The sequence below is a fragment of the Longitalea luteola genome (genome assembly GCF_017356035.1).
Taxonomy (GTDB): domain Bacteria; phylum Bacteroidota; class Bacteroidia; order Chitinophagales; family Chitinophagaceae; genus Niastella; species Niastella luteola.
Window position 1 is genome coordinate 179,630 of the sequence record NZ_JAFIQX010000003.1, and the last position, 14,373, is coordinate 194,002.

Annotated in this window: 13 protein-coding genes; 4 read left to right on the top strand and 9 right to left on the bottom strand. The window is 46.0% G+C overall.

Annotation, left to right across the window (positions count from 1 at the left end; genetic code table 11):
• Positions 1–124 precede the first annotated feature (124 nt).
• Positions 125–949 (top strand): segregation and condensation protein A, encoded by an 825-nt coding sequence (locus tag JUB15_RS09250; RefSeq protein ID WP_207512198.1) that lies wholly within the window; start codon positions 125–127, stop codon positions 947–949.
• Between the two features lie 165 nt (positions 950–1,114).
• Here JUB15_RS09250 and dxs read toward each other — a convergent pair whose 3' ends face one another.
• Positions 1,115–3,046 (bottom strand): 1-deoxy-D-xylulose-5-phosphate synthase, encoded by a 1,932-nt coding sequence (gene dxs / locus JUB15_RS09255; RefSeq protein ID WP_207512199.1) that lies wholly within the window; start codon positions 3,044–3,046, stop codon positions 1,115–1,117.
• Between the two features lie 239 nt (positions 3,047–3,285).
• Between dxs and JUB15_RS09260 the strand changes: the two genes are divergently transcribed.
• The 3 genes from JUB15_RS09260 to JUB15_RS09270 all read left to right on the top strand — a co-directional run bounded on the left by JUB15_RS09260 (position 3,286) and on the right by JUB15_RS09270 (position 6,527).
• Entirely contained in the window at positions 3,286–4,341 is a 1,056-nt protein-coding gene (locus JUB15_RS09260) for a sensor histidine kinase (RefSeq protein WP_242696279.1), read from the top strand.
• A gap of 8 nt (positions 4,342–4,349) precedes the next feature.
• On the top strand, positions 4,350–5,084 hold the full coding sequence (locus tag JUB15_RS09265; protein ID WP_205509444.1) for a LytR/AlgR family response regulator transcription factor: 735 nt from the start codon (positions 4,350–4,352) through the stop codon (positions 5,082–5,084).
• A gap of 153 nt (positions 5,085–5,237) precedes the next feature.
• Positions 5,238–6,527, top strand: coding sequence for a M20/M25/M40 family metallo-hydrolase (locus tag JUB15_RS09270; RefSeq protein ID WP_207512201.1), 1,290 nt, complete (start codon positions 5,238–5,240; stop codon positions 6,525–6,527).
• A gap of 122 nt (positions 6,528–6,649) precedes the next feature.
• Here the strand turns inward: JUB15_RS09270 and argH are convergent, their stop codons facing one another.
• The 8 genes from argH to argC all read right to left on the bottom strand — a co-directional run bounded on the left by argH (position 6,650) and on the right by argC (position 14,327).
• On the bottom strand, positions 6,650–7,948 hold the full coding sequence (gene argH / locus JUB15_RS09275) for an argininosuccinate lyase (protein WP_207512202.1): 1,299 nt from the start codon (positions 7,946–7,948) through the stop codon (positions 6,650–6,652).
• A gap of 76 nt (positions 7,949–8,024) precedes the next feature.
• On the bottom strand, positions 8,025–8,402 hold the full coding sequence (locus JUB15_RS09280; protein WP_207512203.1) for a four helix bundle protein: 378 nt from the start codon (positions 8,400–8,402) through the stop codon (positions 8,025–8,027).
• 93 nt (positions 8,403–8,495) lie between these two features.
• The gene (locus JUB15_RS09285; protein WP_207512204.1) at positions 8,496–9,569 is read right to left on the bottom strand and encodes a M20 family metallo-hydrolase; all 1,074 of its coding nucleotides are present in this window, start codon (positions 9,567–9,569) and stop codon (positions 8,496–8,498) included.
• Entirely contained in the window at positions 9,562–10,407 is an 846-nt protein-coding gene (gene argB / locus JUB15_RS09290) for an acetylglutamate kinase (RefSeq protein ID WP_207512205.1), read from the bottom strand. The genes JUB15_RS09285 and argB overlap by 8 nt, the downstream gene beginning before the upstream one ends.
• A 95-nt stretch (positions 10,408–10,502) precedes the next feature.
• A complete protein-coding gene (locus tag JUB15_RS09295) occupies positions 10,503–11,471 on the bottom strand; it encodes a Rossmann-fold NAD(P)-binding domain-containing protein (protein WP_207512206.1) in 969 nt (322 codons plus the stop codon).
• Positions 11,472–11,642: 171 nt separating this feature from the next.
• On the bottom strand, positions 11,643–12,803 hold the full coding sequence (locus JUB15_RS09300) for an aspartate aminotransferase family protein (protein WP_207512207.1): 1,161 nt from the start codon (positions 12,801–12,803) through the stop codon (positions 11,643–11,645).
• Positions 12,804–12,831: 28 nt separating this feature from the next.
• On the bottom strand, positions 12,832–13,194 hold the full coding sequence (locus JUB15_RS09305) for a four helix bundle protein (RefSeq protein ID WP_207512208.1): 363 nt from the start codon (positions 13,192–13,194) through the stop codon (positions 12,832–12,834).
• A gap of 77 nt (positions 13,195–13,271) precedes the next feature.
• Positions 13,272–14,327 carry an N-acetyl-gamma-glutamyl-phosphate reductase gene (argC, locus tag JUB15_RS09310; RefSeq protein WP_242696280.1) on the bottom strand — a complete coding sequence of 352 codons (1,056 nt, stop codon included), beginning with the start codon at positions 14,325–14,327 and terminating at the stop codon, positions 13,272–13,274.
• Positions 14,328–14,373: the final 46 nt, after the last annotated feature.

The following is a 14,373-nucleotide window of genomic DNA, read 5'->3' on the forward strand; positions in this document are numbered from 1 at the left end:
CCGGGCGCTTTTTCACAACTTATGTACAATATCAGCCAATGGCTGCCTGTAATTTTCTGCAATTGTTTTTTTGGCGTACGTTTGTTGGCTCTCACTGAGTGGGAGTTTGATAAAAAAGAAGCACGTGAATCAACCGTCGTATCAGATCAAGTTGCCGCAGTTTGAAGGTCCGTTCGACCTGTTACTGTTCTTTATTGAGCGGGACGAACTGGATATTTATAATATTCCGATCAGCAATATCATTAAGGATTTTCTTGATTACATCCATCAGCAGGAGCAGTTGAATATCGAGCTCTCGAGCGAGTTCATTCTGTTTGTTTCCACCCTGATGCGTATCAAGGCCAGGATGTTGCTTCCCCGTAAGGAACTGGATGCGCAGGGCAATGAGATCGATCCGCGCCAGGAACTGGTTGACAAGATCCTGGAATACAAGCGCTTTAAAGAAGCGTCGGCTAAAATGGCTGAAATGGAGGCGATCCGTATGCTGATGGTGCGCCGCGGCAACCTGGCGAAAGAAATTTCGCAGATCGGTGAAGAAAGCGGGGAGGGGACTGAAATACAAACCATTACGCTTTTCAAATTGATGAAAACATTTGAAAGGGTAATGAAGAAGGTTGAACAGCGGAACGTGAAGCCGGTGCATACGGTTGTGAAGTACAACTATACGATGGAAGAAAGCCGCCAGTATGCCCTGGAAACGGTGAAAAAGGAAAAAGTGATGTCGTTCGAAAAGGTGTTCGACATTTGCCAGGACCGCATTCATGCCATCTTTATATTTCTTTCTGTACTGGAGCTGATCCAGATGAAATATATGACCATTATGGTAGGCGAAGGCCGCAATAATTTCCTTGTCGAATGGAACGAGAACTGGGAACAGGATGTAGATCCCAATCAACCGCCGATCAATCCCGGCGATGATCCCGACAGACAACCGGAATCAGTATTATAACGTTGGATTAACTGTAATTCATAATGCACCCGTTCCTATAATTGTTAAAGGGAATCTTTGACGCGTTACCGGTTTCCGGTTTCCCGGTTATCAGGAAATGTAAAACAATTGTATTAATTAGAAATAAGGACCCCGGCGACCGGTAACTGGTAACCGGTGACCAGTCTATCCCAACAACTGATTTACCGTAACAATTCCCTTCATCATTTCGCGTACGGTGGAGGCGATGGCCTGGGCATCGTAACCGCATTCGTGGTACAATTCCTTTGGTGTTCCATGCTCTACGATAGCATCGGGAATGCCTAAGATCTTTACTTCGGCTTTGTAGTTATGTTGCGCCATGAATTCGAGCACTGCGCTGCCAAATCCGCCGGTAACCGTTCCGTCTTCCACGGTAACCACTTTTTTGTACTTGCTGAATACTTCGTGCAATAAAGTTTCATCGAGTGGTTTAACAAAGCGCATATCGTAATGCGCCGGGTTCAGGCCATCCATTTTCAGTTCGCGGATGGCAGTAGTGGCAAAATTACCGGGGTGGCCAATGGTAAGAATGGCAATATCCTGGCCGTCTTTGATCTTTCTGCCCTTGCCAATGGGAATTTCTTCAAATGGTGTTCTCCATTCAGGAAGCACACCCTGTCCGCGCGGATAGCGGATCACGAAAGGATACTCCATGGTATCGAGCTGGGCGGTGTACATGAGGTTGCGCAGCTCGCTTTCATTCATGGGAGCACTGATAATTAAATTGGGAATGCAACGCATGTAGGCGATGTCATAGGCGCCGTGGTGGGTAGGCCCATCTTCACCAACAAGGCCGGCCCGGTCGAGCACCAGCACTACCGGCAGTTTTTGAATGGCTACATCATGCACTACCTGGTCGTAGGCGCGTTGCATAAAAGATGAGTAGATATTACAGAACACCCGCATGCCCTGGGTGGCCATACCGGCGCTGAGGGTAACCGCATGTTGTTCGCAGATGCCTACATCAAAAGCGCGGTCGGGCATTTTATCCATCATGAACTTGAGTGAAGAACCCGAAGGCATCGCAGGCGTTACGCCAAAGATCTTGTCGTTGTTTTCGGCCAGCTCAATGATGGTGTGACCAAATACATCCTGGTATTTGGGCGGCTGCGGGGTATCGTATTTCTTTTTATAGATCTCACCGGTGATCTTGTCGAACAAACCGGGTGCATGCCACAGGGTTTGTTCTTTTTCGGCCAGGGCATAACCCTTTCCTTTCACCGTAAGTACGTGCAGTAATTTGGGACCGGGAATTTTTTGCAGGTCCTGTAAGGTATCAACCAGTTTGGTGATATTGTTTCCGTCGATCGGTCCAAAGTAACGGAGCTTTAATGCTTCGAACAGGTTGCTGCTTTTGTTGATAAAACCTTTGATGCTATGTTCAAGCTTGCTGGCCATTTCCCGGGTAAAGTTTTTCCCAACGGGTAATTTGCCCAATGCTTTCCAGATATCGTCTTTAAGGCGGTTGTATGTATGAGAAGTAGTGATATCGGTAAGATATTCTTTCAACGCGCCCACATTGGGGTCGATGCTCATACAGTTATCGTTCAGGATGATCAGGATGTCTGAATCGGCTACACCCGCATGGTTCATTCCTTCAAAAGCCAGTCCGGCCGTTAAAGCGCCATCGCCGATGACAGCAACCGCTTTGCGGTTTTCGCCCTTGTATTTGGCAGCCATAGCCATGCCGAGCGCGGCAGAAATGGACGTGGACGAATGTCCTACGCCAAATGTATCGTATTCGCTTTCGCTGCGTTTGGGAAAGCCGCTGATGCCGCCGTATTTGCGGTTGGTATGAAAGGTATCGCGACGGCCGGTGAGGATCTTATGGCCATACGCCTGGTGACCTACGTCCCACACGAGTTGATCGTATGGTGTATTGTAGCTATAGTGTAATGCTACCGTAAGTTCTACCACACCCAGACTGGCGGCGAAATGACCTCCATGCACACTTACCACATCGATGATATATTGCCGCAATTCATCGCACAGTTGATGTAACTGCTCTCTGCTCAATTGTTTAAGATCGGCTGGGGAATTGATGGTAGTCAACAATGGGCCGGGCTTGATGTCCATTTTGGTTTGAAATTTATCGACAAAAATACAGCTTTAAATCATGGACCCTAACAAAGGGAACATTTTAACAGAATAAAAAGCATGCCTGACTGAACAATGTGTCTTTGCGGGTAAAATACCACCAAAATCCTGACAATTTTACTACTTTGTAGTGCCGGTAACCTATTTATTCGGCCACATATCCAATTTACAAAACCAGAGCGGGCTAATTGCCTAGATTTGTTACAGTTCCAACGAGTATGATAAAGCAGAGAATTCCATATTACTGGCTTTGCCAGTTTGTAGGCTGGAGCGCCTTTATACTGGTGTATATTTTTTTCTATCTGACCCTGCGTACCCGGGAAACGCCCTGGTTCTACCATGTGCTGGTAGCCGAAGCGGTTATTGGTTTTCTGGTTACGCATGTGATGCGGTTTTTTATACAGCGGTATAAGTTCGTTGATAAACCGGTTAATGAACAGGTGTTTTATATATTCTTTATTTCTATCCTGTTTTCCCTGATCTATGCAACTATCGGCGCTACGATGGAGCAGGTCCTGAACATTGAAGCCGAGCGGCAGAAATCGCTTACGTTGTTCAATAAGATCATGCGCGCATCGATGGGTTGCTTTACGTTCATTTTGATCTGGAACCTCATCTACTTTGCCTACCACTATATTTTGAAGACGCGGCAGGCACAGTTGGATAAGATACGTCTTGAGTCGCTGGTGAAGGAACTGGAGTTGAAGACCATCAAAGCGCATATCAATCCGCATTTTATTTTTAATGCGCTTAACAGTATCCGGGCTTTGATCGATGAGAATCCCAACCGCGCCCGCAATGCGATTACCGAGCTGAGCAATATTCTGCGCAGCAGCATGCAGGCGGAAAAATTAGAAACAGTTCCTTTTGAAAAAGAGCTTGACATTGTAAAAGATTACCTGGCGCTCGAATACATTCGCTTTGAAGACCGGCTGAAGATCGAATACCAGATCGATGAAGATACCCTCGACCAACCGGTACCGCCTATGATGTTACAAACGCTGGTAGAAAATGCGATCAAACATGGCATAGGTAAACAGATCGGTGGCGGGCTGGTAAAAGTGATCTCTGACTTTAAGGAGAATTTCCATGAGTTGGTGGTATTGAATACGGGTTACCTGAACGGACATATCCAGGAAGGCGATGGTTTTGGCCTGTTCAGTACCAGGAACCGGCTGCAATTGTTATTTGGTGAAAAAGCTAATTTTGAAATAAAGCAAGTGGGATCTGACCTGGTGGAGGCACGCATATTGATCCCGGTTGAAATTAAATAATACCAGTTATGATTAAAGCCATAATTATCGACGACGAACGGCTGGCCAGAACTGAGCTGCGTAAACTGCTGATGGACTTTCCTGAGATTGAAGTAGTGGCTGAGGCAAGCAATGCCGGTGAAGGGGTAGAAAAAATAGAGAATATCAATCCCGATCTGATCTTTCTTGATATAAGTATGCCTGGTAAAACCGGTTTCGATATGTTGTCGGAACTGGATAAAGCGCCGCACGTTATCTTTACTACGGCTTACGATGAGTTCGCGCTGAAAGCCTTTGAAGTAAATGCGCTCGATTACCTGTTGAAACCGGTGGAGCCTAAGCGGCTGGCGGATGCCATTCAGAAACTGCACCTGCAGGAAGAACGCGAACAGGGACCCATGGTGCCGGTGAATTTCAATCGCAGTATATTAAGTGAGAATGACCAGGTGTTTGTGAAGGACGGCGAACGTTGCTGGTTTGTAAAGCTATCGGACATCCGCTTATTTGAAAGCGTTGGTAATTATGCCAAAGTATACTTCGGGCCGAATAAGCCACTTATTTTAAAATCGTTGAATGCGCTGGAAGAAAGACTTGATGAAAAGACGTTCTTCCGGGCGAACCGTAAACATATTGTGAACCTGCGGCTGATAGATAAAATTGAGCCGTATTTCAATGGCGGTCTGTTGCTGGAACTAAAGGGAGGCGAAAAAATAGAAGTGAGCCGCCGCCAAACAGTGAAGTTCAAGGAAATGATGAGCTTATAATACGCCAAACGCTAAACGCGGCTTAACGCCAATCTCCGAATTTCTGACCGGCTGTGAATCCGCCGAAGCTTCGCAAATGGGCAGCAGGCGCAAAATGCGGAAACCAGCGTTAAGCGTTGCGCGTTCAGCTTTTACAATATATAAAAATACTCCATGATCAAACGATTTTCCTACTTTATCCTAGTGCTATTGGCTAAACAGGCCGCATTTTGCCAGTCTATAGACAAGATCATTAATGCCCAGGAAGTTGAACGAATTGAAAGAACATTGTCTTCCGATGACATGCGTGGCCGCAAGATCTTTACTCCCGATATTGACCGCGCTGCAGCATTTATTGCCGCCGAATTTAAAAAGGCCGGCATACAACCTGTAAAGGAAAATTCTTACTTACAGGAATTTGCCATGGTGCGCACTACGCCGGTGTCGGCCAGTGGTAAATTAAATGGCAAAACACTTGCTGAAAAAGACATAGCTGTCATTTCCGCCAAAGAAGAATTATCGGTTAACCAGGCTTCGGGTTATAAGCAGGTTGTGATACATGCCAGGGATACTTTTCCTGTTATGCTGGGCCGATTACAGCACACAGATGGCAACTACCTGTTAGTAGTTGACACAGCCCACCGCCAATTATTTGAAAGAATAAGAAGAGGCGGCCGCTCACAATTTTCGCCCAAAGGAAATATTGTATTGGTGCTGACGAATGAAGAAGCCGGTGAGTATGCCATACAGTATAAGCAAACGGTAGCTGTCATGCCGCTTAAAAATGTGGTAGGCATTTTACCGGGGAGATCAAAGAAAGAAGAATATGTGATCTTCTCCGGACACTACGATCATCTCGGTGTGGGCCAGGCCAATGCAGCCGGTGATAGCATTTATAATGGCGCCAATGACGACGCTGCCGGCATTACCGCTGTGATCATGCTGGCCAACTATTTTGCCAAACAAAAGAATAACGAACGCACCCTCATCTTTGCCGCCTTTACGGCAGAAGAAAGCGGTGGATTTGGATCAACTTATTTCTCACAACAGTTCAATCCCGACCAGGTGATGGCCATGTTCAATATTGAAATGATCGGTACCGAAAGCAAGTGGGGCACCAACTCGGCATTTATAACCGGGTATGAGAAAACGGATATGGGCAAGATCCTCGAGAAGAACCTGAAAGGAACTGGGTTTACCTTCTATCCTGATCCCTATCCTTCGCAGCAATTGTTTTACAGAAGCGATAATGCTACCCTGGCCAGGCTTGGTGTACCGGCGCATACCATTTCTACCTCAAAAATGGATAGCGAAAAATATTATCATACGCAGGAAGATGAAATAGAAACGCTCGATATGAAGAATATGGCGGCTATCATCAAAGCCATTGCGATTAGTTCAACGTCTATTGTTGCGGGGAAGGATACGCCTACCAGGGTGGCCCGTGAAAGTTTGAAGCGTTAGTGTAATAAGGAAGAGGTGCCGGTTACCGGTTACCAGGTAACAATTGCAGGGCTGCTGATAAATAGTTATCAGGCTAAAATTTCAAGGCCCGGTAACTGGTAACCGGTAACTAATTCATACTATTAAAACTTCTTCAATACACCCTCCATCACCTCCACAATTTCCTCATTGCACAAATTACCAATGCTGCCTTCGTGTACATGATGCAATTGTTTTTTATAGTCGAAGGAGAACTCGCCTTTTTCGATCTGATTACCTACCTGTTTATAAGCCTCGCGGAAAGGAATGCCTTTGTTCACCAGTTCATTTACCGCTTCAACACTAAAGAGGTATTTGTATTTCTCGTCATCGAGGATATTGCTTTTTACTGACAGGTTCTGCAGCATTAAGCGGGTCATTTGCAAACAGGCTTTTAATTCTTCGATAGCCGGGAACAATATTTCCTTCGTCAGCTGCAGGTCGCGGTGATAACCCGATGGCAGGTTCGCCAGCAATAACGACAGTTCATTAGGCACTGCCACTATGCGGTTGCATTTGGCCCTGATCAGTTCAAATACATCCGGGTTTTTCTTGTGCGGCATGATACTGCTGCCGGTAGTTAACTCAGCGGGGAAGGAGATAAAGCCAAAATTCTGGTTGATATACAAGCAACAGTCCATGGCCAGGCGGCCGATTGTGCCAGCAATACCTGACAGGGCAGTAGCAATTACTTTTTCTGTTTTACCGCGGCTCATCTGGGCGTAAACCGAATTCCAGTTCAGTGTTTTAAAGCCTAATAATTCGGTCGTTCGTTTTCTGTTCAATGGAAAGGAGGAGCCATATCCGGCGCCACTGCCTAATGGATTTTTGTTGGCTACCTGGTAAGCGGCTGCAAGGCCTTCCATATCATCGGTAAGGCTTTCTGCATAAGCGCCCAGCCATAAACCAACCGAGGAGGGCATGGCTATTTGCAGGTGCGTATAACCGGGTAATAAATGGTCTTTGAATTTTTCGCTTTGGGCGATCAGCAGGTCAAAGGTTTCTTTTACTTTTTCTTTTACAGCCAGCACTTCGGCACGCAGGTACAATTTTATATCAACTGCCACCTGGTCGTTGCGGCTACGGCCACTATGTATTTTCTTGCCGGCTTCGCCTATACGTTGGGTGAGCATGAATTCAACCTGCGAGTGTACATCTTCAATGCCTTCTTCAATGCTGAAGCGGCCCTGCTCGATATCTGCAGCAATGGCTTCCAGTCCTTTTACAGCGGTTTCGGCTTCTTCTTTCGACATCAAACCTACTTCACCCAGCATGCGTACATGCGCTATGGAACCCTGTACATCGTATTTTGCCAGAAGAATATCAAATTCCTTATCGCGGCCAACGGTGAATTGCTCTACTAGTTGTGACGTGCTGGTTGATTCTTTGCTCCACAATTTCATGGTTAATCGGTTTCCGGTTACCGGTTTCCAGTTGCCAGGCCGGCTACCAGAAAACAGTACCTGTTAATTTGTTTTATTAAATGAATTCATTGAGATTTGATTCTACCCACTGAATATACTTATTAATTCTTTTACTTAACAAGTCGTAATCGCTTCTCAATTTTTTATATAACTCGGCGTTCCTGAGAGAATTGGTTTCAAAAAGAAAATCCAGATGTACTATTGTTTCGTCACATTCAGACTGAGAAAATATTAAATATTTAATAAAGTCGGCTTTATATCTTCTTCTGCCATATCCTTCCACGATCATCGATGCAATTGATTTTGATGAACGTCTAATTTGACTTCCTTCTTCAAATAACTCGTGTCTGGGTAAGGTCATCGTCATTTTATGAATCTCAATAGCAAGGCGTTTTGATTCAACATAAATTTCTAAATCCCTGTAACTTGACATAGTAGAGTGGTTTATATGATAAACACTCTAATCAAGAACTTTAACCTGTGATTGTATTCCCGGTAACTGGTAACCGGTAACTGGTAACCGTGACTACAGTATCTTCTCTAACAACTTAACGTACAACTCTATCCCTTCAAGAACTTCATTTATAACGATGTATTCATCCGCCGTATGACTGCGGGCGGAGTCGCCGGGGCCCATTTTCAATGCCTGGAAGGGCATCAGGGCTTTATCGGATGTAGTAGGGGAACCATAATAGGTCCTGCCTAGTGCAAGGCCCGATTGGATCAACGGATGATCGAGTGCAATAGAAGTGGAACGTAAACGCGTACTGCGGGGCACTACTTCACACTGCACATGCTGGTGAATGGTTTCCAGGATCTCTTCAAAGGTATACAACTCATTTACCCGCGTGTCTACCACAAACTTTGTTTGCGCCGGTACCACATTGTGCGCTTTGTTGTCGGTTTCAATGACAGTTACACTCATTTTTACGGGTCCCAGCAAGTCAGATACTTTAGGAAATTCGTACGATTGAAACCAGGATATATCTTTTATTGCTTTATAAATGCTGTTCTCGCCTTCATTGCGGGCGGCATGGCCGGCTTTGCCGTGTGCCACACAGTCGAGCACCATCAGTCCTCTTTCGGCAACGGCCATTTGCATTTGGGTTGGTTCGCCAACGATAGCGCAGTCAATTTTGCCAAGGTGGGGTAATACCAGTTCTATTCCATCCCTGCCGCTGATCTCTTCTTCTGCGGAGGCAGCTAATACCACGTTGTATTTAAGAGCTGGCTGCTGATTAAAATACAGGAAGGTGGCAATCAGTGCAACCAGCGGACCGCCGGCATCATTGCTGCCCAGACCGAATAATTTGCCATCTTTTTCAACCGGTGTGAACGGATCGAGGGTATAGTTCTTATTTGGTTTTACGGTATCGTGGTGGGAGTTCAGTAAAATGGTGGGCTTGCTGTCGTCAAAAAATGCATTGCGGGCATATATGTTGTGCTTAACACTCTTTACAGACACGCCGTGTTTCTCGAGGAATCTTTTGAGAATATCAGCTGTTTTGTCTTCTTCTTTACTGAAAGAAGGGGTGCTGATCAACTGCTTCAGTAATTCAATGGCGCTTTGCTGAAGGGTATGTAATGTAAGATTATTCATGTACAATGCTTGTTCCGGCCTTGCCGGTGATGAGATCGGTTAACTGTTCGGCTTTGCCTATGATCACTTTCTTTACCCCCCGGTTCAATGCGGCAAAAGCGTTATCCAGTTTGGGGATCATACCGGCGAATATTTTTTGTTCTGCTTTTAATTGCTGGTAATAGGCCGGGTTTATAGATGATATTACGGTGCTGTCGTCATTTGCATCGAGCAGAACACCGCTTTTTTCAAATGAATAGATCAGTTGCACATCATAGAGGGCGCTCAATGCATTGGCTACTTCCTGGGCAATGGTGTCGGCATTGGTGTTCAGCAGTTGTCCTTTCTGGTCGTGGGTAATAGGCGCCATTACTACGGCGATCTGCTGATCGATAATGTTTTTCAGCAGGCTGGTGTTGATGGCATCTACATCGCCGGCAAAACCATAGTCGATACCCCCGGCCCCTGAAGCGGAGCTGACAACCTTGCGCTTATGCGCCAGAATTATATTGCCATCAGCACCACAGAGCCCTATGGCATTACAATTATTTGCCTGAAGCTGAGCTACAATATTTTTATTTATATAGCCGGCATACACCATCGTCACGATCTTCAGGGTTTCTGCATCTGTAATGCGGCGGCCATCGATCATCTGTTGCGGAATGTTCATTTGTTCAGCCAGTTTGGTAGCCAGTTTGCCACCGCCATGGATGAGGATCTTATGCACCCCCGACGCCCCCGGTTCCTGAAGGGGGGAGTCTAGCCTTGCAAATTGTTCAAGAAAATTGGATAACTTCTTCTCATCGTCAATAATATTCCCTCCAATTTTAATAACATATAATTGTTTTTTTCCGCTCATGGTGCTTAATAACGATTGTGTGAGTTGTAAATGAAATCACCGGTTTCTGTCCCTCCGGATGCTCGTTCCCCCTTTAAAGGAGTGAGGGGTATGGGTTAAAGGCTTGCCAGGATTTCACTGAGTACGGCCTGAGCTGCCCACACACGGTTACTTGCTTCCTGAATAACAATGCTGTTGGGGCCGTCGAGAATTTCATCGCTCAGCTCCACATTGCGCCTTACCGGCAAACAATGCATCACTTTGGCGTTGTTGGTAACGGCCAGCTTTTCGTTGGTGAGCATCCATTCGGGATCGTTGGTATAGATCTTTCCGTAATCCCTGAAGGTGCTCCAGTTCTTTACATATACAAAATCGGCATCTTTCAATGCTGCATTCTGATCGTGGGTAATGGTAGCTCCTTTGGTGAATTGTTCATCCAGCTCATAATCTTCAGGATGCGTGATCACGAAATCGGCCTGTCCCCAGGCATTCACCCATTGCGAAAAACTATTGGCCACACATTGTGGTAATGGTTTCACATGCGGCGCCCAGGTCAATACGATCTTAGGTTTTTTACCCGCCGGCAGGGGCGAAGCTTTCAGGCATTCATTGATAGTAATGATATCTGTCAGGCTCTGCAAAGGATGCAGGGTGGCGCTTTCGAGGCTTACTACCGGAATGCCGGCGTATTTAATGAATTGTTTTATATACAGCTCACTGTAGTCGTCGTCCCGGTTCTTTAAGGAAGGGAACGTACGGATGGCGAGGATATCAAAATAGTTACCCATGATGGGCGCAGCGTCTTTTACGTGTTCGACAGTGCTGCCGCTCATGATGGCCTCATCTTCAAATTCCAGGGCCCAGCCTTCCTGTCCAACGTTGAAGACGATGGGTTCCATGCCCAGGTTTTGTGCTGCGATCTGGGTGCTCAGGCGGGTTCGCATACTGGGGTTTAAGAATAGCAACCCAATGCGTTTACCGGCTCCCAGATTTTTATCTTTAAAGGGAGCGGCTTTGTATGCGAGCGCTTTTTTTACCAGTGCATCTATTTGCGGCACATCGTGCACACTTGTAAAATTTTTCATGCCTGTAGCAGGAAGGAATTTTAATTATGAAATATGTTAAAGTAAGCTTAAGGCTGGCTCACGACATTCGGTCAGTTTTCAACCTTCTCAATCTTCAGCCTTCAGCGTTTTACATTTAGCGTTCAGCGTTCAGCGTTTTGCGTTTAGCGTTTTGCGTTCAGCGTTTTGCGTTTAGCGTTTAGCGTTCAGCGTTTCCGCTCCTAGCTGAATTTCTGCTTTGATAGCTTCCAGTAACTGGTCAGCATCCTGTTTGCGTAAAGCCAGTGAAGGTAATAACCTGATCACATTTGGTTTGGCTTCGCCGGTAAAGATCTTGTGTTTCCACAGCAGGTTCTTACGCAGGTCCTTGAATGCTTCGGGCACATCAAAGCCGATCATCAGTCCGCGGCCCCGTACGTTTTGCAATTGCTTTATTTTCTTCAGTTCATCCATCAGGTATTGCCCGATGGTAGCGGCATTCTGGATCAAATTCTCTTTTTCTATTACTTCCAGTACGGCCAGTGCAGCTGCGCAGGCGAGGTGATTGCCGCCAAACGTAGTGCCCAGCAAACCATGTTTCGCTTGCAGATGCGGGGCAATGATGATACCGGCAACCGGGAAACCATTGCCCATGCCTTTGGCCATGGTATAAATGTCGGCATCTACACCGGCATAATCCTGCGAAAAGAATTTGCCGCTTCTGCCATAACCACACTGAACACTATCGGCAATGAACACCGCGCCATGTTCGGTACATAACCGCCGGATGGTTTGTAAAAACAATTCACTGGCTACATTGATGCCGCCCACGCCCTGTATGCCTTCGATGATCACCGATGAAATTTCTGATCCCCGTTCTGCGAAGCAGGCTTCGAGCGCTGCTACATCATTGAAGGGAAGAAATATAATATTCGGCGTTTGGTTCACCGGGGCAACGATGCCTGGGTTGTCGGTGGCAGCAACAGCCAGCGAGGTGCGTCCGTGGAAAGCTTTTTTAAAGGCAACTATTTTTTTGCGGCCATTGTGGAACGAGGCCAGCTTTAATGCATTTTCATTGGCTTCAGCGCCAGAACTGATCAGGAATAACTGGTAATCGGGTTTGCCGGATAATTTACCAAGCTTTTCCGCCAGTTCTTCCTGCAGGGGCATTTTAACGGAGTTGGAATAGAAGCCTACTTTATTTAACTGGTTGGTAAGTCGTTCAACATAATGCGGATGGGTATGGCCAATAGAGATCACCGCATGACCGCCATACAGGTCAAGGTATTGTTCCCCCTTATCATCCCATACGTAAGAGCCTTTGGCTTTTTCGATGGCAATGTCATTAATAGGATAAACATCAAATAGCTTCATTTTAGTAATAAGTTATAAGTAATAAGTTCTAAGTTGCGGGCTGCCTCACTTTTTGTATCAATGCAATAAGCATAGCCTTAATCTCATTTACTTTTAAATACAATTCCTGGTAAGCAACCTCAAGCACATATCCCAGATCTTTAGCCAACAATAACAAGTATTCTGACTCGTTTGCTGATCCTAAAGCAATATTTAAAAAGTGCGCAAATTCTGAATTCTTATTTTTCCCACTCCCTTCTGCAATATTGGCCGCTATCGACATCGATGCCCGCCTCAATTGGCTTGTAAGACCATAAATTTCTTCTTTGGGGAACGCTTTTGATATTGTATACACTTTTAATGTATAGTCGTGCGCTTTTTCCCACACTTTCAGAGATTTATAATTTTGCATACCACAAGCTTTTTTGTGTAAGCATTAAGTTGAATGCTTTTTAACTTACAACTTAATACTTATAACTTAAAACTTGCTTAAAAGTAATTCGCCTTCAATCTCAACCCGGTGCATTCATCAATTCCAAAGATCAAATTCATATTCTGAACTGCCTGGCCGGAGGCGCCTTTGGTAAGGTTGTCAATGGCACTGTGCACGACCAGCTTACTGCCTACTTTTTCCAGTTGAATGATACATTTGTTCGTATTCACTACCTGCTTCAAAAAGATCTCGCCCTGGCTCATTACAGTGAAAGGCTGATCCTGGTAAAAGTCGGCATACAATTCCCGCAGCTGCTCGATCTTCCAGTCGCAATCAACCAGTGAGCTGATAAAAATGCCCCTGGTAAAATCGCCCCGCCATGGAATAAAGCTCAGGGCCTCCCCCAGGCCTCCTTCGGTGGAGGGGGAGGAACCATCCTGACCTGCTTCGGCTGAAGAAGAATTAAATGTCGGCTGCAATTGCTGTATGGATTCGGTGATCTCTTTTAAATGCTGGTGCGTTAAAGTTTTATATGCCTGGATGTTATTGGCCCGCCATGAAAAATGGGAAGTGGCCGATAATCCCTGGCCGGCGCCGGTTGATCCGGTGATGCCGGTAGTATATACAGATTCCAGCAGTCCGGCCCTGGCCAGTGGCAGCAGGCCCAGCTGAATGCCGGTGGCAAAACAGCCGGGGTTGGCAATGTTGTGGGCTGCTTTGATCTTTTCTTTATTCAACTCAGGCAGGCCATATACAAACTGGCGATTGCCGATGGATGATTTAGCGCTCAGTCTGAAGTCTTGCGACAGATCGATGATCTTTATTTTATCATTGACGGAGTACTCCGTCAGGAACTTGCGCGCATCGCCATGACCTACGCACAGGAACAAAACATCGATGCTTCCGTCCTGTAAAGGTGAAAGGTCTTCGGAGAATTGCAGGTTGGTTTCGCCAATCAGATCGGCATGCACCTGGTGAACAGGATTGCCTGCATTGCTTTTACTGTTCACAAAAGTGATCTCTACCTGCGGGTGATTGATCAGTAACCTGAGCAATTCGCCGCCGGTATAACCGGCGCCGCCTATTATGCCTGCTTTTATCTTCATACTCATAACTTTCATTTAAACGGTCAACGGTCAATGGTCAATGGTCAATGGT